23 protein-coding genes are annotated in these 24,024 nt (G+C 66.6%); 15 read left to right on the forward strand and 8 right to left on the reverse strand.

Annotated elements, in window-relative coordinates; translation table 11 throughout:
- Positions 1-66 precede the first annotated feature (66 nt).
- The 4 genes from ACPTTF_RS32065 to ACPTTF_RS32080 all read left to right on the forward strand — a co-directional run bounded on the left by ACPTTF_RS32065 (position 67) and on the right by ACPTTF_RS32080 (position 3,611).
- On the forward strand, positions 67-936 hold the full coding sequence (locus ACPTTF_RS32065) for a mechanosensitive ion channel family protein (protein WP_423369673.1): 870 nt from the start codon (positions 67-69) through the stop codon (positions 934-936).
- Positions 937-1,526: 590 nt separating this feature from the next.
- Positions 1,527-2,183 (forward strand): sigma-70 family RNA polymerase sigma factor, encoded by a 657-nt coding sequence (locus tag ACPTTF_RS32070; protein ID WP_423369674.1) that lies wholly within the window; start codon positions 1,527-1,529, stop codon positions 2,181-2,183.
- Positions 2,180-2,899 (forward strand): anti-sigma factor, encoded by a 720-nt coding sequence (locus ACPTTF_RS32075; RefSeq protein ID WP_423369675.1) that lies wholly within the window; start codon positions 2,180-2,182, stop codon positions 2,897-2,899. The genes ACPTTF_RS32070 and ACPTTF_RS32075 overlap by 4 nt, the downstream gene beginning before the upstream one ends.
- A gap of 127 nt (positions 2,900-3,026) precedes the next feature.
- A complete protein-coding gene (locus ACPTTF_RS32080) occupies positions 3,027-3,611 on the forward strand; it encodes a fasciclin domain-containing protein (RefSeq protein ID WP_423369676.1) in 585 nt (194 codons plus the stop codon).
- A 124-nt stretch (positions 3,612-3,735) separates the two neighbouring features.
- Here the strand turns inward: ACPTTF_RS32080 and ACPTTF_RS32085 are convergent, their stop codons facing one another.
- The 3 genes from ACPTTF_RS32085 to ACPTTF_RS32095 form a co-directional block, all read right to left on the reverse strand.
- Positions 3,736-4,869 (reverse strand): branched-chain amino acid ABC transporter substrate-binding protein, encoded by a 1,134-nt coding sequence (locus tag ACPTTF_RS32085; RefSeq protein ID WP_423369677.1) that lies wholly within the window; start codon positions 4,867-4,869, stop codon positions 3,736-3,738.
- Positions 4,870-4,945: 76 nt separating this feature from the next.
- Positions 4,946-6,022: an ornithine cyclodeaminase gene (locus ACPTTF_RS32090; RefSeq protein ID WP_423369678.1), complete on the reverse strand. Its 1,077-nt coding sequence runs from the start codon at positions 6,020-6,022 to the stop codon at positions 4,946-4,948.
- Positions 6,023-6,082: 60 nt separating this feature from the next.
- Complete coding sequence (locus ACPTTF_RS32095) at positions 6,083-7,120, reverse strand: histone deacetylase family protein (RefSeq protein ID WP_423369679.1); 1,038 nt, start codon at positions 7,118-7,120, stop codon at positions 6,083-6,085.
- Between the two features lie 115 nt (positions 7,121-7,235).
- Here ACPTTF_RS32095 and ACPTTF_RS32100 point away from each other — a divergent pair, with 115 nt between their 5' ends.
- The 5 genes from ACPTTF_RS32100 to dbpA all read left to right on the forward strand — a co-directional run bounded on the left by ACPTTF_RS32100 (position 7,236) and on the right by dbpA (position 12,617).
- Positions 7,236-7,724 carry an Lrp/AsnC family transcriptional regulator gene (locus tag ACPTTF_RS32100; protein WP_423369680.1) on the forward strand — a complete coding sequence of 163 codons (489 nt, stop codon included), beginning with the start codon at positions 7,236-7,238 and terminating at the stop codon, positions 7,722-7,724.
- 65 nt (positions 7,725-7,789) lie between these two features.
- The gene (locus ACPTTF_RS32105; RefSeq protein WP_166955439.1) at positions 7,790-8,077 is read left to right on the forward strand and encodes a hypothetical protein; all 288 of its coding nucleotides are present in this window, start codon (positions 7,790-7,792) and stop codon (positions 8,075-8,077) included.
- A 529-nt stretch (positions 8,078-8,606) separates the two neighbouring features.
- Positions 8,607-10,250 carry a malate dehydrogenase (quinone) gene (gene mqo / locus ACPTTF_RS32110; protein ID WP_423369681.1) on the forward strand — a complete coding sequence of 548 codons (1,644 nt, stop codon included), beginning with the start codon at positions 8,607-8,609 and terminating at the stop codon, positions 10,248-10,250.
- Positions 10,251-11,020: 770 nt separating this feature from the next.
- Entirely contained in the window at positions 11,021-11,218 is a 198-nt protein-coding gene (locus ACPTTF_RS32115) for a hypothetical protein (RefSeq protein WP_423369682.1), read from the forward strand.
- Between the two features lies 1 nt (position 11,219).
- Positions 11,220-12,617, forward strand: coding sequence for an ATP-dependent RNA helicase DbpA (dbpA, locus tag ACPTTF_RS32120; protein WP_166955443.1), 1,398 nt, complete (start codon positions 11,220-11,222; stop codon positions 12,615-12,617).
- Between the two features lie 162 nt (positions 12,618-12,779).
- Here the strand turns inward: dbpA and ACPTTF_RS32125 are convergent, their stop codons facing one another.
- Positions 12,780-13,604, reverse strand: a complete 825-nt coding sequence (locus ACPTTF_RS32125) for a phosphate/phosphite/phosphonate ABC transporter substrate-binding protein (protein WP_423369683.1) — start codon at positions 13,602-13,604, stop codon at positions 12,780-12,782.
- A gap of 299 nt (positions 13,605-13,903) precedes the next feature.
- Here ACPTTF_RS32125 and ACPTTF_RS32130 point away from each other — a divergent pair, with 299 nt between their 5' ends.
- The 3 genes from ACPTTF_RS32130 (at position 13,904) to ACPTTF_RS32140 (ending at position 16,848) form a co-directional block, all read left to right on the forward strand.
- Positions 13,904-14,929, forward strand: coding sequence for a fatty acid desaturase (locus tag ACPTTF_RS32130; protein WP_423369684.1), 1,026 nt, complete (start codon positions 13,904-13,906; stop codon positions 14,927-14,929).
- Positions 14,930-15,058: 129 nt separating this feature from the next.
- Positions 15,059-15,490, forward strand: a complete 432-nt coding sequence (locus tag ACPTTF_RS32135; RefSeq protein WP_166955446.1) for a hypothetical protein — start codon at positions 15,059-15,061, stop codon at positions 15,488-15,490.
- A 155-nt stretch (positions 15,491-15,645) separates the two neighbouring features.
- Entirely contained in the window at positions 15,646-16,848 is a 1,203-nt protein-coding gene (locus tag ACPTTF_RS32140) for a benzoate/H(+) symporter BenE family transporter (RefSeq protein WP_423369685.1), read from the forward strand.
- Between the two features lie 34 nt (positions 16,849-16,882).
- Here the strand turns inward: ACPTTF_RS32140 and ACPTTF_RS32145 are convergent, their stop codons facing one another.
- From ACPTTF_RS32145 to ACPTTF_RS32155, 3 genes are all read right to left on the reverse strand, one after another.
- Complete coding sequence (locus tag ACPTTF_RS32145) at positions 16,883-17,770, reverse strand: NAD(P)H-binding protein (RefSeq protein ID WP_423369686.1); 888 nt, start codon at positions 17,768-17,770, stop codon at positions 16,883-16,885.
- A 284-nt stretch (positions 17,771-18,054) separates the two neighbouring features.
- The gene (locus ACPTTF_RS32150) at positions 18,055-19,212 is read right to left on the reverse strand and encodes a PDDEXK nuclease domain-containing protein (RefSeq protein WP_423369687.1); all 1,158 of its coding nucleotides are present in this window, start codon (positions 19,210-19,212) and stop codon (positions 18,055-18,057) included.
- Between the two features lie 255 nt (positions 19,213-19,467).
- Entirely contained in the window at positions 19,468-20,391 is a 924-nt protein-coding gene (locus ACPTTF_RS32155; protein WP_423369688.1) for a helix-turn-helix domain-containing protein, read from the reverse strand.
- Between the two features lie 192 nt (positions 20,392-20,583).
- On the opposite strand from ACPTTF_RS32155, the gene ACPTTF_RS32160 reads away from it, so the two are divergent.
- Entirely contained in the window at positions 20,584-20,781 is a 198-nt protein-coding gene (locus tag ACPTTF_RS32160; protein ID WP_423369689.1) for a hypothetical protein, read from the forward strand.
- A gap of 30 nt (positions 20,782-20,811) precedes the next feature.
- Here ACPTTF_RS32160 and ACPTTF_RS32165 read toward each other — a convergent pair whose 3' ends face one another.
- Positions 20,812-21,765, reverse strand: a complete 954-nt coding sequence (locus tag ACPTTF_RS32165; protein WP_423369690.1) for a LysR family transcriptional regulator — start codon at positions 21,763-21,765, stop codon at positions 20,812-20,814.
- A gap of 100 nt (positions 21,766-21,865) precedes the next feature.
- Between ACPTTF_RS32165 and ACPTTF_RS32170 the strand changes: the two genes are divergently transcribed.
- Entirely contained in the window at positions 21,866-23,224 is a 1,359-nt protein-coding gene (locus tag ACPTTF_RS32170) for an NAD(P)/FAD-dependent oxidoreductase (RefSeq protein ID WP_423369691.1), read from the forward strand.
- 324 nt (positions 23,225-23,548) lie between these two features.
- On the forward strand, positions 23,549-23,983 hold the full coding sequence (locus ACPTTF_RS32175) for a phosphatase (protein WP_423369692.1): 435 nt from the start codon (positions 23,549-23,551) through the stop codon (positions 23,981-23,983).
- Positions 23,984-24,024 lie beyond the last annotated feature (41 nt).

A 24,024-nucleotide genomic window follows, 5' to 3' on the forward strand; every position in this document is an offset into this window, starting at 1 on the left:
CGTGCCCGCCCGAACGCGGCGGGACCCTCGCGTATCGCGCAACCTGTCACCCAACCGGAATCCCGCATGTTTCTCGATCAACTTCATCCGGAACGCTGGACGTTCCTGTGGAACGCGCTGTCCACCCTCTCCATCAAGCTGTGCGCCGGCCTCGCGCTGCTCGTCGCCGGCTGGTGGCTGTCGAAACGCATCGGCAACTGGCTGAACCGGCTGCTGGCGAACAAGGAGCGCGTCGACGACACGCTGCGGCCGATCCTCTGCGACGTCGCCGTGTGGGGCATCCGGATCGTCGCGATCGTCGGCGCGCTGTCGCAGCTCGGCATCGAGACCGCGAGCATCGTCGCGGTGCTGGGCGCCGCCGGCCTCGCGATCGGGCTCGCGCTGCAGGGCACGATGCAGAACATCGCGGCCGGCATCATGCTCCTGCTGCTGCGGCCGTTCAAGGTCGGCGACTTTATCGACGGCGGCACGGGTGTCGCGGGCACCGTCGACGAAGTCGGGCTCTTCATGACGCGGCTGACGAAACCGGACGGCATCTGCGAATACGTGCCGAACAGCGCGCTGTGGGGCAGCTCGATCCGCAACTACACGCGCAATCCGACGCGCCGCCTCGATCTCGAAGTGGAAGTGTCGGTGCACGACGATATCGATCGCGCGCTCGATGCGCTGCGTGCGTTGGCCATCGCCGATCCCGATGTATTGCAGGAACCGGCGCCGGACGTGATGGTGATGCGCTTCGACGACAGCACGGTGGTGGCGAACATGCGCGTATGGACGCACACCGACACGTTCTGGGCAATGCGCTGGCGCCTCGCGCGCCAGGTGCGCCAGACCCTCGCCGATGCGAACTGCGCGCTGCCGATCCGCACGCGCGAGCTGCATATCGTGCACGATGCGGAGTCGCAACGTAGCGGCACGCGCGCGCAACCATCGTAAGACGTCCGGGCGTGGCGCCGCACATCACGCGCGGCGCACCCGGAAACGGTAACCGGCCGACAGCGGCAACGCCCGCCCTCTGTTCCGGATCGCGGGCGCGCACAAGCTGTATCACGTGTTCCTCGCCGACATCGATCCGGATGCGATCGCGCGTCCCGCGCAGGAGATCGCGCATTCGCATGGATCGACCGTGAATCGCTCGGGTCGCTGCATTGCAGCCAGCCGACGCCGCGCATCGTCGCGCTCACGTTCGACAGGCTGCGCCAGCCCCGCCTCGTGCCTGGGGTGATCGGCCACGACGTGTTCGCCGATATTGCGGCCAGAGGTTCGCGCCTGCGGTTGGCACGCGACACCGGTTCGCTGCGATCCGGAAACGAGTCGATCGACGTGGCTGAAATCTGAACGGGCCGCGCTCCCACGAGCCCGCCCGAAATGGCCCATGCCCACGGTGCACCACCGCTCGAGCGGCCAGCTCGCATTTTTTTCGCCACTCATGCATCCGGATACGCGCCCCGCACGTAAATGCTGAATCGGCCGGCCCGGAGATCGCGGCCGTGTGCCCGCCCCAACGCGAAAGGGATCAGGATACGATGGCTCACGCATCAGATATCACCCCGGATTCTTCAGACAACCGACTTGGGGACACCGTGCACACGAGAGGCAACCCTGCGTTCGACGGCATTCGGCCGACCGGCGAATCCGAGCGCCGTCGCCGCGAGGAACTGAACCAGTTCCTTCTCGACGTGGCCGCCGGCGATCAGGACGCGTTCGGCATCCTTTACCGCCGGACCTCCGCGAAGCTGTTCGGCGTATGCCTGACGATCCTGCGAGATCGCGGTGAAGCCGAAGAGGTGCTGCAGGACGTCTATGTCACGGTATGGCGCCGGGCGGCGACGTTCGATCCGGCGCTGGCCAGCGCGATCACCTGGCTCGGGACCATCGCGCGCAACCGGGCGATCGACCGGCTGCGGCGCCACCGCGAAGTCCCGGTCGACGAGTCGACGATGGAAGAGACCGCCGACGAGCAGCCGTCGCCCGCCGCAGCCGCCGAGCACAGCGAGGCGAGGCGCCGGCTGGAGCACTGCCTGGAAAACCTGCCGGCCGCACAGGGTAACGTCGTGCGCGAAGCGTTCTTCGCGGGGGCGACCTATGCGGAACTGGCCGAACGCCTGCGCGTGCCGCTCGGCACCCTGAAAAGCTGGATTCGGCGCAGTTTGATCCAACTCAAGGCATGCCTCGAACGATGAATACCCCACTCTCCAGCCCGAACGACATCCGTTGCGCCGAATACGTGCTGGGCGTACTCGACGGCGCGGAGCGCAGGCGAATCGAGCAGGCAATACAGCTCGATCCGCAACTGGCCGCGAGCGTCCTGCGCTGGCAAAACCACCTGATGCCGCTGAACGACGACATCGTCGCGGTTGAGCCCGCGCCGCACGTGTGGAAACGCATCCAGTCCGACCTGGGATTCGGGCTTGCCACGCCGTCCCGACCGCGCATCGGCTTCTGGAACAACCTGAGCGGGTGGCGCTGGATCGGCATCGGTTCGAGCGTCGCGGCGCTCGCGCTCGCCGTGCTGGCCGTTCTGCCCGTCCGCGAGCAGACCGCCAGGCCCGGCCAGGACGCGTACAAGGTGGCAAGCCTCGTGCGGGACGGCGGCAGCGCCGGCTGGACCGTGACCGTCGACGTCGAGCGCGCGCGCATGGTGATCGTGCCGGCGAGCGATACGCCAGTCGCGGCCGATCGCTCGACGCAATTGTGGCTGATTACGCCGGATGGACGGCCCGCGTCCCTCGGCCTGATCGCCGCCGACCGGCCGACCGTCGTGCCGTTGCCGCGCGCGGCGCTCGTGTCGCTGAACGCTCGCGCGGTACTCGCCGTGTCGCTGGAACCGCATGGCGGTTCGCCGACCGGACAGCCGACCGGGCCGGTGCTGGCAAAGGGCGCCGTCGGCGGCGCATGAGCGGGTCTGCCGGGCGAGCCGCCGTCGCGGCTCGAAGTATCTCGGTCACGGATGCATCCGCCGCCCCGTTCCACGCGTATCTCCGTTTGCTTCCAGCCGGAAGCATCGATCTTTCGGGAGAACGCAAATGGAATTCCGCAACAAGTCGAGCATGGCCGCCACGCTGCTTGCCCTCGCGATCGCGCTAGGCGCCACCACACCCGCCGCGATGGCAGGTTCGATGTCCGGCGACAAAACCGTGGAGGTCGGCGGCGCCGCCATGTATCCGTCGAAGAACATCATCGAGAACGCGGTGAACTCGAATGATCACACGACGCTGGTCGCGGCCGTGAAGGCCGGCGGGCTCGTCGATACGCTGTCGGGCAAGGGGCCGTTCACGGTCTTCGCACCGACCAACGAGGCATTCGCCGCGCTGCCGTCCGGCACGGTGCAAAACTTGCTGAAGCCGGAGAACAAGGCAACGCTGGTCAAGGTGCTGACCTATCACGTCGTCCCCGGACGCATCACCGCGCACGATCTGGCGATGGCGGTCGACCAGGGCGGCGGCAAGGCGACACTGAAGACGGTCGAGGGCGATCCGCTGATGGTCAGCAAGGACGCAAGGGGCTGGGCCATCACCGACGACAAGGGAAATGTCGCGCACGTGACGATCGGCGACGTCATGCAATCCAATGGCGTCATTCACGTGGTCGACACCGTACTGTTGCCCTGACGCCAGGCGGTAAGCCGGGAACGGCACGCGACGCGACACGACGTGATTCCTTCACGCGCCTGCCGTACCGTTCCCGATGCGGGTCGCCCGCGTGCGCCGGCCCGCGCGCGCCGCGCCACGTCGGTCACATCTTGACGATATCCAGCAGCGCCTTCTTCCCGCTCTTGTACGTGAACACCGAGATCGCGCCGTGCTTCAGGTCGCCCTGCGGCGTGAAGCTCGTTTCGCCGATCACGCCGCGATAGTCGGTGGCCGGCATCGCGGCCAGCACCTTCGCCGGGTCCGTCGAGTTCGCACGCTTCATCGCGTCGACGATGATGTACACCGCGTCGTACGAGAACGGCGCATACACCTGCATCGGCTGGTGGTAACGCGCTTCGTAGCGCTTCGCGAACGCCGCACCGCCCGGCATCTTCTCGAGCGCGATGCCCGCTTCGGAGCACACGACGTTGTCGGACGCCGGGCCCGCGAGCTTCGGCAGGTCGGTCGAGCACACGCCGTCGCCCGCGAGGATCTTCGCGCGCATGCCGAGCTGGCGCGCCTGCTTCGCGAGCGGGCCACCCGTCGCGTCCATCCCGCCGTACATGATCGCGTCCGGGTTCGCGCCCTTGATCTTCGTGAGGATCGCGCGGAAGTCGATCGCCTTGTCGTTGGTCGCGTCACGTGACACGACCTTCATGCCGGCTGCCTTCGCGGCCTTCTCGAACTCGGTCGCGAGGCCCTGCCCGTACGCGGTCGAATCGTCGACCACGGCCACCGTCTTGATGCCCATGTTCTTCGCCGCATACATCGCGAGCGCCGGCCCCTGCTGCGCGTCGGTCGCGACGACGCGATAGGTCGTCTTGAAGCCCTGCTGCGTGTACGTCGGGTTGGTCGCGGCCTGCGAGATCTGCACGACGCCGCCGTCGCGATACACGCGCGACGCCGGAATCGACGTGCCCGAGTTGTGATGGCCTACGACACCGACGACCTTGTCGTCGACGAGCCGCTGCGCGACCTGCGTCGCGGTGCGCGGGTCTCCCGCGTCGTCCTGCGCGTCGAGCTGCAGCGTGACCTTCTTGCCGCCGATCACGAGCCCCTTCGCATTGATTTCCTCGACCGCGAGCCGCGCGCCGTTCTCGCTGTCCTTGCCGAGATGCGCGATCGCGCCGGTCAGCGGCGCGACGTGGCCGATGCGCACGATCTCGTCCGCGTGCGCGGGCAGCGCGCACGTAAGCGCCGCCGCCGCGGCGAGTGTCGTCATGGGATGTCGAAGCATGTCTGTCTCCTGGTCAGTCTCGTGGGTCCCGTTCAACGCGGGACGTGTTGTGGTTCGGATGACGAATCGGTTTCAGTCAATGGCGCAGCGCAGCCTGCACCGCATGGCCCGCCGCGGCCGGCACGTTGCCGGTCTCGCCGCGCACGGCGACGCCGTACAGATCCTTCGGATCGCGCGGCACGGGAATCAGGTCGAGCTCGATCCCGATGTCGCGCTCGCGTGCCGCCGCGTTCAGGTAGCGCAGCGCCGAGAAATCCTCGAGCGCGAAGCCGACCGAATCGAACACCGTCACCTGTACATCCGACTCACGGCCCGGTTCGGCACCCGACACGATCCGCGCGAACTCGATCACCGGAAAATCCGCCGGCATCTGCTGGATATCGCCTTCGATGCGCGTCTGCGGCTCGTATTCGACGACGACGCGCGCACGCCGCAGCACGTCCGCATGCAGCTCGGTCTTGCCCGGGCAATCGCCGCCCACGGCGTTCACGTGCATCCCGTCCTCGATCATGTCGGGCGTCAGGATCGTCGCGTTGGTCTTGTCCGCGGTGACCGTCGTCACGATGTCCGCGCCGCGCACGGCATCCGCCGCCGATGCGCAGCGGATTACGCGCAGCCCCGCGAACGGCGCGAGGTTGCGGATCAACTTGTCGGTCGCGGCCGGATCAATGTCGAACACGCGCAGTTCGTCGATGCCGAGCATCTCGTGGAACGCGATCGCCTGGAATTCGCTCTGCGCGCCGTTGCCGATCAGCGCCATCGAACGCGCATCGGCGCGCGCGAGAAAGCGCGCGACCAGCGCGGAGGTCGCGGCCGTGCGGATCGCCGTCGTCAGCGTCATCTCGCTCAACAGCAGCGGATAGCCGGTATCGACGTCGGCCAGCACGCCGAACGCCATCACCGTCAGCAGGTCGGCCCGGGTGTTCTTCGGATGGCCGTTCACGTACTTGAACGCGTACAGCCGCGCGTCCGAGGTCGGCATCAGTTCGATCACGCCATCGGTCGAATGGCTGGCGAGGCGCGCGGTCTTCTCGAACGTCTCCCAGCGCCGGTAATCCTGCTCGATATACGAGGCCATCGTCGTCAGGATCTGCGTCATCCCGACTTCGGCCACGAGCGTCGACACGCTCGTCACATCCAGGTATCGCGTCATGCCCTTGCTCCACGGTTGCGGCGGCCGGTGGGCCGCCGTTTAAACGGTCGGCGCCGCGCGTTACGCGCGCCCTTCGAATCCCAGCAGCACGTTGACCGCATTGATGCCGATCTCGTCGACCATGTAGCCGCCTTCCATCACGAACAGCGTCGGCAGGTTCAGGCGCGCGAGCGCCGCGCCGATGCGCAGGTAGTCGGGCGAGCGCAGCCGGAAATGGCTGATCGGATCGTGCTCGAAGGTATCGACGCCGAGCGATACGACGAGCGCGTCGGGCGCATGCGCGGCGATCGCCGCGGCCGCCTGGTCGAGCGCCGCCGAGTAGGTGTCCCACAGCGTGCCCTTCGGCAGCGGCAGGTTCAGGTTGAACCCTTCGCCCGCGCCGGTGCCGCGCTCTTGCGCATAGCCGGAGAAGTACGGGTACGACACCGCCGGTTCGCCGTGGATCGACGCGAACAGCACGTCCGCGCGATCGTAGAAGATGTCCTGCGTGCCGTTGCCGTGGTGGAAATCGACGTCGAGCACCGCGACGCGCGCGGCGCCTTGCGCGATGCAGTGCTGCGCGGCGATCGCCGCGTTGTTCAGGTAGCAATAGCCGCCCATGTACTCGCGGCCCGCGTGATGGCCGGGCGGGCGGCACAGCGCGAACGCCGCGCGCGCCGCGCCGCTCGACAACAGGTCGGCACCGGTGAGCGCCGAGTTCGCACTCGCGCTCACGGCATCCCACGTGCCCGCGTTGATCGGCGCGCCGGCGTCCATCGCGTAGAAGCCGAGCTTGCCGTCGATGAACGCGGGCGGCGTCGCGGCGGCCGGCATCGCGCGCACCGGCCACACGAGCGGCAGCGCCTGGCAGGTGCGGCCCGTCGCAGTCCACTCGCCCCACGCGCCGGCGAGGAAATCGACGTAGCGCGCGCTGTGCGCGGCCGCGTAGTGCGCGCGGTCGAACGGTTTCGGCGCGATCACGTCGCCCAGGCCGGCGGCGCGCACCTGCGCGAGCACCGTTTCGGCGCGAAGGGGGTTTTCGAACGAATCGGTGATCGCGCCGTCTTTCAGTTCGACGCCGCGATGCAATTGGTGATCGCTGCTGTAGACCGTGAGCATGGTTGACTGTTGCGGTGAGGGTGGCAACAGTTTATTGACGGCGACCGGCAATAGCTTTGCTTTCGACGCGCACCTTTCGTACAATTTTGAGAAAACCGCCTACGGAATCCCGGAAATGAGCAAAAATCGCGCTTCGGCTGAACTGGATGGCGTCGACCGCGCCATGCTGCGCCTGCTGCAGGACGACGGCGCGCTGTCGAACGCGACGCTCGGCGAGAAGCTGTCGCTGAGCGTCACGCCCTGCTGGCGCCGCCGCAAGCGGCTCGAGGACGAAGGCGTGATCACCGGCTACCAGGCGAATCTCGACCGGCGCGCGCTCGGCATGAACGTGTTCGCGTTCGTGCAGGTGACGTTCAACATGCATTCCGACCAGGATTCCGATCACTTCGAGGACGTGATCCGGCAACACGACGAGGTGCTGTCGTGCCACAAGATCACCGGCGCGGCCGACTACATCCTGCAGGTCGTCGCGGCCGATCTCGACGCGTACGCCGAATTCGTCGAGCGCGTGCTGCGCAAGCAGGGCGGGGTTTCGTCGATCCAGTCGAGCCTCGCGTTGCGCGAAGTGAAGTTCTCGTCGCGCGTGCCGGTGCCGGGCGGCTGAACGATGCGGCGAACGCACGGGCCGTCCGCCGACTCTCCGAATACTCATCCCATGGAGCACCACCTATGATGCGCTTCACCCCTTCCCTGTCGCTGGCCGCCACGCTGGCCTGCGCGTTCGCATTGAGCGCCTGTGCCGCACCATCCGCGCCGCCGGCTCAAGCGTCGGCGCCGCCCGCACCGCCGATGGTCGGCGGCGATCGCGACGCGCACGGCTGCATCGGCTCGGCCGGCTATTCGTGGTGCGAAGCAACGCAACAATGCGAGCGCCCGTGGGAACTGGCGAAGCAGAAGGGCTTCGCGAATTCGGCGCAAGCGTACGACCAGTTCTGCCGGAACGGTGCCGCGAAGTAAAGTGACGTGACGTCACGCGATCGTGTCGCGGCGCGCTGCCGCGACACGACACAATGTTCCCCGAAAACCCCTCCCGATCCCGCGCAGTTATCCACACGTTTCCCGGTTCCGCCGACCGTCATTCCGGAAACCCGGACACGCAAAAAACCCCACGAAAACAACGGTATTTTTCGTTTGTGACACAGCAAACGAGTTCGGTTACATTACGCGCCCCTTGCCACCCCGCCCCCGCAAAACGCGTCGCGCGCGGCCTCTTTCCACGCAGCCTGAAGCGCGTTCCGCGCAGGCTTGCCGCAAGGGCCCGGGCGCGTTGTGCGCCACTGTGACGCAGGCGCTTGCCTGCCCGCAGGAAGCCGATCCGAAGGTGTCCTTCCCGACGGTTTCGCGTGCGCAAATGCAACGGCGCGCGGCGACGATCCGGAATTCCGGATTCGCGATCCGGATCTCCGGATCCGCGTTTCACCGCGGTCGACACGCGCGCCGGGCGGCTTGGCAAACCGATGCATCCAAGTTGAAAAAGGGATCTGCTGTGATCAAAACGTTACGGGTAATACTGTCGGCGCTCGCGCTGTGCGTCGCGACATCGTCCGCGCACGCCGCCGATACGAAGAAGGTCGACGTCCTGCTGGTGGGCGGCGGCATCATGAGCTCGACGCTCGGCGTCTGGCTGCACGAGCTTCAACCTGACTGGTCGATGACAATGGTCGAGCGCCTCGACGGCGTCGCACTGGAAAGCTCGAACGGCTGGAACAACGCCGGCACCGGCCACTCGGCCCTCGCCGAACTCAACTACACGCCGGAGAAGGCGGACGGCAAGGTCGACATCTCGAAGGCGATCGAGATCAACGAGTCGTTCCAGATCTCGCGCCAGTTCTGGGCGTGGCAGGTCAAGCAGGGCGTGCTGAAGAACCCGCGCTCGTTCATCAACTCGACGCCGCACATGAGCTTCGTGTGGGGTGACGACAATGTCCGCTTCCTGAAGAAGCGCTACGAGGCGCTGCAGGCCAGCCCGCTGTTCCGCGGGATGCAGTATTCGGAAGACTACGACCAGATCAAGCAGTGGGTGCCGCTGATGATGGAAGGCCGCGACCGCAACCAGAAGGTCGCGGCGACGTGGACGCCGATCGGCACCGACGTGAACTTCGGCGAGATCACGCGCCAGTTCGTCGGCTACCTGAAGACGCAGCCGAACTTCACGCTGTCGCTGTCGAGCGAAGTGCGCGAGATCACGCGCAATGCCGACGGCACGTGGCACGTGACGTGGGTCAAGCTGCACTCGGATGAACCCGCGCAGTCGGTCGACACGAAGTTCGTGTTCATCGGCGCGGGCGGCGGTGCACTGCACCTGCTGCAGGCATCGGGCATCCCCGAGGCGAAGGACTACGGCGCGTTCCCGGTCGGCGGCTCGTTCCTCGTGACGGAGAACCCCGAAGTCGTGAAGCAGCATCTCGCGAAGGCGTACGGCAAGGCGTCGGTCGGCTCGCCGCCGATGTCGGTACCGCACCTCGACACGCGGATCATCGACGGCAAGAAGATCATCCTGTTCGGGCCGTTCGCGACGTTCTCGACCAAGTTCCTGAAGAACGGTTCGTACTTCGACCTCCTCAAGAGCACCAACACGCATAACGTCGCGCCGATGATGCGTGTGGGCGTCGACGAATTCCCGCTGGTCCAGTACCTCGCCGGCCAGCTGATGCTGTCCGACGACGACCGCTTCAACGCGCTGAAGGAATACTTCCCGAACGCGAAGAAGGAAGACTGGCGCCTGTGGCAGGCCGGCCAGCGCGTGCAGATCATCAAGCGCGACCCGGTGAAGGGTGGCGTGCTGAAGCTCGGCACCGAGATCGTCAGCTCGCAGGACGGCAGCATCGCGGGCCTGCTGGGTGCATCGCCGGGTGCGTCGACGGCCGCGCCGATCATGCTGAACCTGATGAAGAAGGTGTTCAAGGACAAGGTCGCGACGCCCGAGTGGCAGCAGAAGATCCATCAGATCGTGCCGAGCTACGGCACGAAGCTGAACGACAGCCCGGCGAAGGTCGTCGAGGAATGGACGTACACGAGCGACGTGCTGCAGCTCTCGCCGCCGCCGAAGATCGACATGGCGACGCCGTCGCAGGCGACGGGCACGGCCCCGGCGCGCCCGGCGAAGGCCGCGGCCGACATGGCGCTGTAACGCGTCCGGCCCCGATTCGCCGCACCGCACGGCCGCCCTCCGGGGCGGCCGTTTTACATGGCGGATGGGGATGGAGCGGCGTGCTTCGTCCTGCGGAGGCTTCGTCGGCTGCTACATTGCACGTCGCAGCGCTGCCGGTTGTTCACTGCTGGTTGTTCGCTGCTGGTCGTTCACTGCGGGTCGTCCGCTGCTGGTCATCCGCTGCTGGTCGTCCGCTGCTGGTCGTCCGCTGCTGGTCGTCCGCTGCCGGTCATCCGCTGCCGGTCATCCGCTGCCGGTCATCCGCTGCCGGTCATCCGCTGCCGGTCGCTCGCTGCCGGTGGTCTGCTACCGGTCATCCGCTACCGGTCGCTCGCTACCGGTCATCCGCTACCGGTCGCTCGCTGCCGGTCGTCTGCTACCGGTCGCTCGCTGCCGGTCATCCGCTACCGGTCGCTCGCTACCGGTCATCCGCTGCCGGTCGCTTGCTGCCGGTCGCCCGCAACCGGTCGCCCGCAAGGTCGCCCACAATGTCGTCCGCTACCAGCCGAACCGCAGCCGATCGCCCCGGCCGCGCGCCCGCTACCGGCCACGCGCGATCAGTCGTCCCCAGCCGCCCGCATCCGCTAGAATTGCGGGCACGCGCGACGCCGTCGCCACCGATCCACCACCCGCATCGACGCGGTCCACGCGACCGCCGGTGCGGCCCGCGCCCGAGCTGCGCGAGTGCCGCACCTCGTTGCCGCGCCCGCCGGGCGCGCCATCAACCGAATTCAGCTGGAGAAATAACCGTGTTTACTTGCCGAAACCAGAGCTGCGGCACGCAGTGGGAGCAGTCCGACGTCGTCATCAAGGACGAAGGCCAGGGGCTGCTGTTCCGCTGCCCGCTGTGCGGCGCGCGCAACTACCTCGAGCGCTTCGAGGACGATGAAGGCAACGTCGCCTACGAACAGATGGAAGGCAAGCCTTACCTCGGAGATCTCTCCTGACATGACCCAACCGACCGCCACACCCTTCAGCGCGCTGCCGCTGACGCCCGCCACGCTCGCCAACCTCGCGCAGCTCGGCTATGTCGACATGACGCCGATCCAGGCCGCCAGCCTGCCGATCGCGCTGGCCGGCCAGGACCTGATCGCCCAGGCGAAGACGGGCAGCGGCAAGACCGCCGCGTTCTCGCTCGCGCTGCTGGCACGCCTCGACGCGCGCAGCTTCGACGTGCAGGCGATGATCCTGTGCCCGACGCGCGAACTCGCCGACCAGGTCGCGCAGGAAGTGCGCCGCCTCGCGCGCGCCGAGGAGAACGTGAAGGTGCTGACGCTCTGCGGCGGCACGCCGATGCGCCCGCAGGCGCAGAGCCTCGAGCACGGCGCGCACATCGTCGTCGGCACGCCGGGCCGCATCATGGACCACCTCGATCGCGGCAACCTGAAGCTCGACGCACTGAACACACTGGTGCTCGACGAAGCCGACCGGATGCTCGACATGGGCTTCTTCGACGACATCGCGAAGGTCGCACGGATGTGCCCGACCACGCGCCAGACGCTGCTGTTTTCCGCGACCTATCCGGACGGCATCGTCAAGCTGAGCCAGCAGTTCCTGCGCAATCCGAAGGAAATCAAGCTCCAGGAGCGCCATGACGACAGCAAGATCCGCCAGCGCTTCTATGAAGTGACGGAGGACGAGCGGCTGCATGCGGTGGGCCAGTTGCTGAACCATTACCGGCCGGTGAGCACGATCGCGTTCTGCAACACGAAGCAGCAGTGCCGCGACCTGCTCGACGTGCTGCACGCGCAAGGCTTCCACGCGCTCGCGCTGCACGGCGAGCTCGACCAGCGCGAGCGCGACCAGGTGCTGATCCAGTTCGCGAACCGCAGCTGCTCGGTGCTGGTGGCAACCGACGTCGCCGCGCGCGGGCTCGACATCGCGCAGCTCGAGGCCGTGATCAACGTCGACGTGACGCCCGATCCCGAAGTGCACGTGCACCGCATCGGCCGGACGGGCCGCGCGGATCAGGACGGCTGGGCGCTGAGCCTCGCGAGCATGGACGAGATGGGCCGCGTCGGCGGGATCGAACAGGCGCAGAAGCGCGAAGTCGAATGGCATCCGCTCGCGGAACTGAAGCCGGCCGACGACGGCGTGCTGACGCCGCCGATGGAAACGCTGCAGATCCTCGGCGGGCGCAAGGACAAGATCCGTCCGGGCGACGTGCTCGGCGCGCTGACCGGCGACGCCGGGTTCGACGGCAAGCAGATCGGCAAGATCAACGTGACCGAGTTCTCGACCTATGTCGCGCTCGAGCGCGGCGTCGCGCGCGACGCGCTGCGCAAGCTCAATGCGGGGAAGATCAAGGGCAAGCGGGTCAAGGTCCGCTTGATGGACGAAGAGTAAGCGGCATGGCGGGAGCGTCGCGGCTGGCATGGCTGCGCCGTGGCGCCTTCGCCGAACCTGAACCGACATCCGGATCTGAATGGCCTCGGGCGACCCACAGTTGTCGCCGCTTCTATCGGCCATCGGGCGGCGCCCTGTCAGGCCGCGCACCGCTCCCGCGCGCTACGCGAGCTCCGGATATCCGTGCGCGGCGGCCTCCCGCGCAAACCGTTCGATCGCCTCGTAGGCATCGGGCGACAGCCGTTCGAATCCCTTCAGTCTCAGCACGCGCGCGCGCTCCGCATCGACGGCGACCGCGCGATCGAGCGCATCCTGCCATGCGCCGATCAGCGTTTCCGGCAGCCCGCACGATGCGATGAACGGCAATCCCGGCGCGGAGGCCGTCGTACCGATGATCCGGACGTCCTTCAGCAGATCGGGCAACGCGTCGCCGATATAGGCAAACGTCACGCAGTCGATCGACGCGCAATCGGCTTCGCCCGAAGCCAGCGCACGCAGCACGTTCAGGTGTGAACCGAATGGCGTGACCGATCCGAAAAACCGCCCGTCATGTGCATGCGGCGCCACCGCATGCCGGAGCGCGTTCATCCCGCTGTGTGAATCCTCGCCGTTGAATGCAGCCCGCAGCCCCCGGCAGGCGGCGAGCGTCGTCGCGCCGCCCGCATGGGCGCGCGCCGACACGACCAGCATGCTGCGGTACTGCGCGCCGTCACAGCCGTCCGCATCGAAACACGGTGTCGCGATCAATCGCACGTCGTCGCGCAAGCCCAGCATCCGGTACGGATAGCCGCAGGTCTGCGACAGCAGCAGATCGCCCCGCCGCCACAGCGCGTGCAGGTCGCCGAACGGTTCGTCGGGCAGCGCGACATCGGCGGGCCCGCCCGCGGTCGCGAACGCGGCGAGCGCGTCGCGCAGCAGCGCGCGCCACAGCACGGCGTGGCGCGGCGTCACGTTGTACATCGGCAGGGCGGCGATCCATTGGCTCATCCGGGCATTCTACGCAGCGACGGCGGCACAGCGGAACCCGGTTCATCACGCCGGAACGGGGGCACGACCGTCATGCCGCGCGCCCGAAGCTTATCGGCCGCGCGACGATAAGCAATTGCGAATCGATTGGTTGGCCGTGCCGTGCGATCCCGGTACCGTCGTGGTGCCTGCCCGAGCATCGCCATCGTCGCGATACCGGACAGGCCGACCGTGATCCGCGAGACACCTGCGCACCGGGCCGAGCGCACCGGTTCAACCGCTCGTTCCCCGCACTGCCCGTTCAATCCTGCCTCAACGCCATGGCCGAATACTTCGACGTCGACCACGCGCGTGCGATCGCCGCGCTCCACGCCCGCTTCACCGCCCGCACCGAATGGCCGACCTGGCTGCTGGTTGCCACGATCTACGGCGGCTGGCTCGCCGTGCTGCTGCTCGTGCGCGAACGGACCCTGTCGCTCGCGGCCGCGACGCCGCCGCTGATCCTGCTCGGCGCATGGCACCTGTCGCTGCAGCACGAGCTGCTGCACGGCCATCCGACGCGCTCCGCATTCGTGAACAAGCTGCTCGGCTATCCGCCGCTGACGGTCTGGTATCCGTACACGCTGTATCGCGACACGCATCTCGATCATCACCGCGACGAAGACCTGACCGTGCCGGGTGTCGATCCCGAAACGAACTATGTGACGCGCGAACGCTGGGCGCGGCTGCCGCGCTGGCGCCGCGCGCTGACGGTCGCGCGCAAGACCTTCATCGGACGAATCGTCGTCGGGCCGCCGCTGAGCGTCGCCGCGACGTTCGCCGATGCGTGCGCCGGGTTCCGGCGCGGCGACTTCCGCTACCTGCCGATGTGGGCGACGCACACCGCCTGCGTGGCCGCGCTGCTCGCGTGGCTGCAATGGGCGATCGGCGTGCCGTGGTGGTACTACCTGCTGGCCGTCACGTGGCCCGCGCTATCGCTCGCGATGATCCGCTCGCTGTACGAGCACCGCGCCGCGCGGCATCCGAAGGCACGCATCACGATCAACGAAGCCGGGTTCGCGATGCGGCTGCTGTACCTGAACAACAACTATCACCTCGTCCATCACGACCTGCCGAAGCTGCCGTGGTACGACCTGCCGCGCGCGTACCGGATGCGACGCGACGCGTATGGCCGGAAATGCGGCGGCTTCGTGATTCGCGGCGGGTATCGCGAATTGCTCGCGCGCCATGCGTGGACACCGACCGATACGCCCGTGCATCCGTTCGACCAGGGCACGGCGTTGCTGTCGACGGGGAGCGGCGTGAAGGTGGCGGTGGTCGACAAGGTGCTGCAGATCAGTACGTGACGGGCGGTCGATTCCCGTCGCGGCTTGCGCGCCACGTCGATCCCACCGCTCCGATACAACATCGACATTGCTTCCGGTAGAGTCCCCCGATGTCACGAACCACGGGAATCCGGTAGAGGAGTGTCGATCATGAACACACAGGGCGCGAAATCTCGCGAGCGCATCGGGCTACGGAATGTTCTGGCGGCCATGCTGCTCGCCCTGCTTCCACTGCCTGGATTTGCGGAAGGCACAGTCGGATTCAACGAAGACATTCTCCCGCTGTTCCGCGACAAGCCGACGTTGGAGCGCTTCGTGCTGGCGACTTTCGAGATTCGCGGAGCCCCGGTGGGCATTCGCATCGCGGGCGACGCCATCCCCGGCCTGTCGGGAGCACGAGTCGGCCCCTATACGGTGCCCGTCAACTGGAGCGACCACGGCAGGCCCGTTGCCGCCACGCTGACGATCTACACGACGCAGGTCTTCTACGACAGCCACGGCCGCACGCTCGAAGGCGATCTGAAAGAAGCGGTCAAGGTGGTGGAGCAAGTCGATTCAATCTCCGTCGATCCTGCTCGCTAGCGGCCAGAATATTACAAAATGCCGACAGCGCCGATCGTCTCCCCCGCGCATTGCCAAGTGAGCCGCCAATGTCCAGAATGGCGGCTCGTCCGGGGCTTCCAACAATCATTCGCCCCGGCTCTGCCCTCGGCCACGCGCCGCACGCCCCCACGACGATGCAACCGAACACCCCGCCCGGCGCAATCCGCGCGATCGGCAACGACTGGTCCGTTTCCGCGATTACCGCCGGCTTTCTCGCGGTACTGATTTCCTACGCGGGCCCGCTCGCGATCTTCTTCCAGGCGTCGCAGGCCGCGCACGTGTCCAATGAGATGGTGTCGTCGTGGGTCTGGGCGATCTCCATCGGCGCGGGCGTATCGGGCCTGTTCGCGAGCTGGAAACTGAAGGTGCCGGTCATCACCGCGTGGTCGGCACCCGGCACCGCGCTGCTCGTCGGCCTGTTTCCGCAACTGACGCTCAACCAGGCCGTCGGCGCCTACATCACGGCCGCGCTGATCATCCTGTTGATCGGCGTCACCGGTTATTTCGACCGGCTCGTGCGTCACATTCCGCGCGGCATCGCGTGCGGGATGATGGCTGGCATCCTGCTGCCGTTCGGCACGCATGCATTCGCCGCCGCGTCGGAGCAGCCCGCGCTCGCGTTCGGGATGATCGCGGCCTACGTGATCTTCAGGCGCCTGCTGCCGCGCTACAGCATCGTGCTCGTGCTGCTGACGGGCGCCGCGCTGGCGACGGCGCTCGGGATGACGCATCTCGGCAACGTGTCGCCGAGCATCGCGCACCCGATCTTCATCGCGCCCGAATGGACACTCGGCACGACGCTCAGCCTCGCGCTGCCGCTCGTCGTCGTCAGCCTCACCGGCCAGTTCCTGCCGGGCATGACGATCCTGCGCGTGTCCGGCTATCACACACCCGCGCGCCCGATCATCACGGCGACCAGCGTGATGTCGCTCGTGGTTGCGTGCTTCGGCGGGATCACGATCGTCGTCGCGGCGATCACGGCCGCGCTCTGCACCGGCAGGGACGCGCATGAGGATGCGGGGCGGCGCTACGTCGCCGGGCTCGCGAACGGTGCGTTCTACCTGGTCGGCGGGCTCTTCGCGGGCACGATCGTCACGGTGTTCTTCGCGCTGCCGAAAGCGTTCGTCGCGATCCTCGCCGGGCTCGCGCTGATCGGCGCGATCGGCGCGAACGTGCACGGGATCTTCGAGGACGAGAATCACCGCGAGGCGTCGCTGATCACGTTCCTCGCAACCGCGTCGGGCATGACGTGGCTCGGCCTCGGCTCCGCGTTCTGGGGGATCGTGATCGGGTCGCTTTCGTATGCGGTACTGAACAAGGTGCGGCGGGCGGCGTGATGTCTGTCACGTGCGCCACGCGTTGCCGCTTCGATCAGCGCGCGTGCTGGCGCACCAGTTGCGAGAGTGCATCTACCGGCGGCGTCGTCCCGTAAGCGCGCTCCGACACGCCTGCCTCGACATCGATCTGCCCGGCGTTGTGCACGTCGTAGAGATCGACGATCAGTTGCGCGTGGCCTTCGCTGAGGCCCGCGCGCAATAGCGTCGCAGTCCACGTTTCGCGTGGCAGCTCATGCGCGACGATCGCGCGGCCAGCTGCCGCGCCGAGCGTATCGGCAATCGCGGTCACGCTCACCCGCCTCGGCCCTTCGACGCTGACGATGCGCGGCCCGTTGCGGCCCTCGGGCGCATCGAGCAGCAGCCGCGCAGCGACGACGCCCACGTCGGGCGCCCAGACCGTCGGGAACACCTTGCCGACCGGATGGTGGAAGCTCGGCAGCACACCGGTGCCGAGCGCGACCGGCAGGATCCGCGTCCAGTTCTGCAGATGCTCGGCCGAACGCAGCAAAGTCAGTTGCGTCGGGATCGTCTTCAACCGCTCCTCGAGGTGATGAAACAGACGCGTGATGCCCGTGTTGCCTTCGCGCTCCGCGCCGTAATCCGACAGTGCGAGCAGCACGGGCGGCGGGTTTGCGGCGAGCGCGGCGGCTGCGACGTCGATCGTCCGCGTCATCGTCGCGGCCGGATCGGAGTCGGCGACGGGTACCGGGCACAGTATCTGTACGGCCTGTGCGCCGTCGATTGCAGATGCGACCGCGTTGGCGTCGGTCAGCTCGGCGATCACGACGTCGCAGCCGAGCTGCACGAAACGTTCACGATGGCGTGCGTCGCGCAACACCGCGCGCACGGGATGGCCGGCGTTGCGCAAGGCCGTCACGGTCGACAGGCCGACATTGCCTGATGCTCCGAAGATCACGAACACGATCCACTCCTGGGGGGATGAAGGTGCGGTGATTGTCGGGTTGCGTGGCCGGAGCGGCGCGCAGGGAGGGATGAATGGAGCAGGAAAGGATGACGGATTAACTGGCGGCTGCGCCGCGTATTGGTCGCTGCGTCGACCATCCCGTCAAATGCCAAGGTATTCCGAAGTGTGATCTCGGTGTTCGACTCGATACCAGAAATTACGAGAGCCCCGCATTCGTCGAACGCCCCATCCTCGATCACTCGCGAACAAGGCATCGTTCGTCCCGTGTTCGTATCACAGACTCACTTGCCGCGGCCACGTCGTTCGAGCTCAACACGGGTGCGGTCCAATTCCCGCGCAAAGGTAGCCTCGTCTGGTAACACCATTTGATATTCAGCCGCAAGCACCTTGTTTGGCAGGTTATCCAGCGCGTAATGTGCCTCCGCGGCGCCTTTTTCAGCACACAGGATCAGGCCCACCGGCGGATTTTCCCCAGGCTTGGTCCAATGCTCGCGAGCGTAGTTCAGATACAGGTGCATTTGGCCCGCGTCTGCATAGCTGAAGCGTCCGACCTTCAAATCAATAATCAGCAGGCATCGCAACCGACGATGAAAGAACACCAGATCGACCCGGAACCACGTGTCATCAATTCTGAGGCGCCGCTGCCGCCCAATGAAGGCAAAGTCATCGCCGAGCTCCAGCAAGAAATCAGCGAGGTGCTGGATCAAGGCTGCCTCTAGGTCCGACTCGGAGTACTCGTCCTTCATATCGAGAAACTCGAGAACGAACGGATCGCGGATCGCTTCCTCCGGCGTGAGAAGATCACCCTTCTGAACGCCAGATGCTTTGCCTAGGAGCGTGGCCTTGTTGCGCGACAGCGCCAGTCGCTCGTAGAGTTGACTGCCAATCTGTCGATCGAGCTGACGCACCGACCAGCCTTCGCGTAACGCCTCGGCTTCATAGAACGCCCGAGCGTCAGCCGTCTTCACGGAAAGCAGGCGCACATATGCAGACCAAGGCAGGGGGAAGGCCTGCGCGAGGACATCCGGGTCCGGAATATGCCGAGCAGGGTGGTCGGCAGCCATGCGTTCGGCCGATTTTGCAGAAGGTGTCGACACAATCCCAGCATCAAGCGATTTTGCAGACAGCGTCTGCAAAATCCGCCCAGCCGGCCAGGCGAGGAAAAAGGCACGCATCTGCGCGAGGTTCCGCCAGCCAAAACCACGGCCGAATCGCTGCGACAAATCAGTGCCAAGGCGCTTGATCAGGGCGTCGCCGTACGCGGCCCTGCCCGCGCCACCTTGCTCGAACGCCACGATTCGCCGACCAATTTCCCAGTAAGTCGCCGTCATCAATGCATTGACGCTGCGGGCCGCGGCCGCGCGCGTGGATTCCACAACGCCCGCAATCTCACGGTGCAGGCCCACATAGGCTCTTTGCGGAACGTCGCGCTTCGTCATGAGGCGTGCACCACACCCTTAAACGCCTTGTTGCCGATGAGCTTCACAGCCATCGCTGCGGCGATCGCTTCGCTTAGCGCCTGCATATTCATGATTGGCGTTACTTACAAAGTCAAAACCGCACCCTACCGCATCCCACACCCAATAGGCAAACCCGTGAAAGTCGGTAAGTCAGTGCCTCGTGCAGCTGCCCGCTCGCCTGCCAACGATTCGATCAGACACTGCACCTACATCCGTCGTGACGCCACTGCTCCGTCACGCGTCACTCGCGCTGCCTTCGCCACCGTAAGCCAGCCGCAGCCCGCCTCGCGCCCCCGCCCCCGACCGCGCAATCTCCGTCGGTGTCGCGCCCAGCACGCGATTCATCCAGTTCGCCATGTGGCTCTGGTGTGCAAACCCGGCTTCGAGCGCGATCTGGCTGATACTGAGCCGGCCTTCGAGCAGCAACGCCTTCGCCCGCTCGACCCGGCGCCGCACGACGTACTGGTGCACGGGCATCCCGAGCGTTTCGCGGAACAGCACCTTGAAATGCGGCACGCTGATCGACACGATCGCCGCGAGTTCGGCAAGCGTCATGCGCCGCTCGAGGTTCGCCTCGACATAGTCGATCACGCGCGCCGCCGCCTTCGGCGCAAGCGTGCGCCGGCGCCCGCGAAACGCCGGCTGGCCATCGACCAGCCGCGCGACGAGCGCCGTGCACAGGCTTTCCGCATAGAGCGGGTCCGACGCATCGTCCGCTTCGAGTTCGGCCGCCATCGCCCACGCGATGTGCTGCAGGCGCGGATCGCGCACCTGCAGCCGGCGGCGGATCTGCCCCTGCGACGGCTTCAGTTCGAGCTGTTCGACGGTCCGCCGCACGAACGTGTCGCTGAGCATGATGTGCAGGATCCGGCAGTCGGCGCTGTCGGTCCACTGGCCGGGCAGGCCGGCTGGAATCACGTCGACGTCGCCATGCGCCTGGATGCGCGACACGCGCTCGCCGTCGCACACGCAATCCGCGCGAACGGGCCCGCCGATATGCACGCCGATGCGATGATGGTCGGCCGCCGGAATCCGGTATGTGCCGGCGCGAATGTCGAGCAGCGCCGCGCCGAAGCCCCGCCAGCCGAGCCCGCGGCTGGAACGCAAGCTGACCGGGACGCCGTTGTCCGGCGGCGCGGCGAGAATCGGGTCGCTCATGGCTTGGCTCCACCAGATCGTGTGTCGAACGCGCATTGTGACGCGTTTTCGGCCGGCGTGCCGCGCCTGCGGGGGCCGCATCCTGCCGCACAAAAAAAGATCATCCGTTTCTGCTCAGGACGATCCTTGCGTGCGCGCCGGCGAGCGCCACGCCGCTTACGATGGCCCCATCCGACACCTACGGAGCCCGTCATGCCTCATTCCCGCCCGCAGTGCGCGGCCTTCGCCGCCGCTTCGCCGTCCGGCGCCGCGCGCCTTCGTTCCAGCGCCGACTCCCGCAACAACCGCACCACGCTCGCCGCCTGGTTTCTGCGCATCTTCGGCTGGTACCGGCTCGAACGGCTGCTCGCGTCGATCCCCGACAGCAACGACGATTTCGGGCTCGTCTGACCGACCGGACGACCGGCCGGCGTCGTCCGCTTACTTGCGCCGCCGCTCGTGCGGCGCCACCGTCGCGCCGTCGATCACCGGTGCGCCCTGCTTGATCAGGAAATCGCGGAACAGCCCCGTGACCTGCGAAATGCGCCGGTCGGCGAGCGTGACCACATACCATTCGCGCTCGATCGGGTTGCCGGGGAACGGCAGTTGCCCGAGCAGCCCGGTGCGCAGTTCGAGTGCACACGCGTGCAACGACAGGAACGCGATGCCGAGCCCCGCTTCGGCCATCTGCTTGATCGCTTCGTTGCTCGACAGTTCGGAGCCCACATGAAAGCGATAGCCCCCCGTCTTGAACAGGTTCTCGACCGTCGAGCGCGTACCCGCGCCGCGTTCGCGCACAAGCAGGTGCGAGGATTCGAGATCCTTCAGCGAGATGCGCTTGCGCTGCATCAGCGGATGGCCCGGCGCCGCGACGAACACCATCGGATGCTTCGCGAACTCCACCGCATGCGTACGCAGTTCCTTCGGCGCGCTGCCCATCACCGCGAGATCGATTTCATGGGTCGCGAGCATGCGGATGATGTCGTCACGATTTCCAACCTTGAAATAGGTCTTCACATGCGGACGCGTCGCGGTGAATTTCACGAGCAGCGGCGGAATCAGGTACTCGGCCGTCGTGATCGCGCCGATTCGCAGCGTGCCGCCGAGATCCCCCGTCAGCGCGGCCACTTCGTCGCCGGCCTCGCTCCACAAGTGCAGGATCTCGCGCGCATAGCGCGACACGATCTCGCCGGCCGCGGTCAGCTGCACGCCGCGCCCCACCCGCTGCAGCAAAGCGGCGCCCACCGCCTCCTCGAGCAGGCGAACCTGCAGCGACACGGCCGGCTGCGTCAGGTTCAGCTCCTCGGCCGCCCGCGACACACTGCCGAGACGCGCAATCATGTCCAGCGCCTTCAACTGCCGGAACGTCGCGGTCTTTCCTATAAGTGAATACATATGAGTCGCTTATAAACATTAAATTGTTCGCGTTGGTTCGAAACTATATCGTCGGTTCTTGAGCAATGTCATCCGAATCGTCATTCAGCGGGAGCCCAACATGGACAACACCACGCCCAACCTTGCAACGGACCGCGCACCGCGCCTGCCGCGCATCGTGATCGTCGGCGGCGGCGCCGGCGGCCTGCACCTCGCCACGCGTCTCGGCGATACGGTCGGGCGCCGCGGTCAAGCCGAAGTCGTGCTCGTCGACCGCTACCCGACGCACTTCTGGAAGCCGCTGCTGCACGAAGCCGCATCGGGCCATCGCGACCCGGCCTCCCACACGATCGAATACGCGGCGCAAGCGAAGCGCCACGGCTTCCGCTTCGTGCAAGGCGCGCTGCAGCGGGTCGACCGCGCGGCACGCACGGCGACGATCGCGGCGGTGCATGACGCGGACGGCACGGAGATCCTGCCGCAGCGCGAGCTCGGCTATGACGACCTCGTGCTCGCCGTCGGCAGCGTGACGAACTTCTTCAACGTACCCGGTGCGGCGCGCCATGCGCTGCCGCTCGAAAACCTCGACCAGGCCGAGGATTTCCGCCGGAAGTTCCTCGCGGCCTGCACGAAGGCGAATCACCTGGCCGAGCAGCAGCCCGCGCGGCGGGCGGCGCCGATCTGCATCAACGTGATCGGTGCGGGCGCCACGGGCGTCGAGCTGGCAGCGGCATTGCGGCATGCGATCCAGCAACTGACGACGTACCGCTTCAAGGCGCTGGTATCGGCCCGCGACGTGCACATCCGGCTGATCGAAGGCGGCCCGCGCATCCTGCCGGCGCTCGACGAGCGGCTGTCCGCGAAGATGCACGCGCAGTTGCGCGCGCTGAACGTCGACGTGCTGACCGATACCCGCGTGGCAGAAGTCGGCGCGGATGCCGTGACGACCGCGACGGGTGAACGGCTCGCGAGCGACATCACGATCTGGGCGGCCGGCGTGGCAGGGCCCGCGCTTCTGCGGCAGATCGGCGACATCGCGCTCAACCGGTCGAACCAGGTAATCGTGACCGATACGCTGCAGACGCCGGACGATCCGCACGTGTATGCGTTCGGCGACTGCGCCGCGTGCCCGACGGCCGGCGCGAGCGGCTTCCTGCCACCGCGCGCGCAGGTCGCGTACCAGCAGGCCGTGTATCTGGTCAACGCGTTCGCGCGCCGTGTCGCCGGCAAGCCGGTGGCCGGCTTCACGTTCCGCGATGCAGGCACCGTCGTGTCGCTCGGGGATGCGGGCGCCGTGTATCAGGCCGACCTCGGCGTGCGTTCGCGCTCGCTGATCGTCGACGGGCTCGCCGCGATCGGCCTGTACAAGTTCCTGTATCGCAAGCACCTGTTCAGCGTGGTCGGCGTGAAGCGCGCGCTGTTCCAGTCGCTGAGCCACTGGCTGCAAAGCCGCAACCAGCCGTCGATCAAGCTGCACTGATCGACGACCGGCACCCGGCGTCACACAACGGCATATCGGGCGCACATCGCCCGATATGCCGTTTTTTTATATACATATAACGGTTGCATCCACAACGTGCTCGAATCTGGTGCATCACATCGACGGCCGTCGATGCGATGCATGTCGCACGAGAAATGCCGCGCGACCCGCATCCCGCGCCGGTTCTGGCTCGCCCGCCTATTCATTAGCCAAACCGTATAGGTCGGATAAAAATATTAATTGGTCGCGTTTTCCGGATCGACGCTAAGGTGTGTGGCATTCCCGTCGGCGAACGGATCATCACGTCTCTGAAGAGGAATCACCGTGGTTATCGAAGCCATCGTCACCCGTCTCGACGCTGCATTCGCGCAAATCGAAGCAACACCGGATTCGCACGAATCGCGCCATCAACGCGATGCGATCATCCAGTGGCTCGACCGGGCATCGGAAGAAGGATATCGACTCGGTCTCGTCACGACGCTACCGGCCGCACGGCTCAGCGACATGTTCGAAGGCCAGTTCGGCCGCGCGAATCTCGACCGCTTCTCGGTCGTCGTCACGGACGCCAATCAGCAGGACTCCAGATCGAACCAGCATCCTTACGACGTCGCACTGCAGGCACTCGGCGTACCGCCCGAACGCGCATTTGCGATCGCGAGCAGCGAACCGGAGCGCCGCGAAGCCGAGCATTTCGGCCTGTCGCGCTGCGTGAACGTCACCGACACCGTGCGCTCGATCGCATCGGCCGGGCTGCACTGAACGCCGGCACACGGGCTGGCGACAGCCGGCCACCCGCGATC

The sequence above is a fragment of the Burkholderia crassaminum genome (genome assembly GCF_964265005.1).
In the GTDB taxonomy this organism is placed as follows: domain Bacteria; phylum Pseudomonadota; class Gammaproteobacteria; order Burkholderiales; family Burkholderiaceae; genus Burkholderia.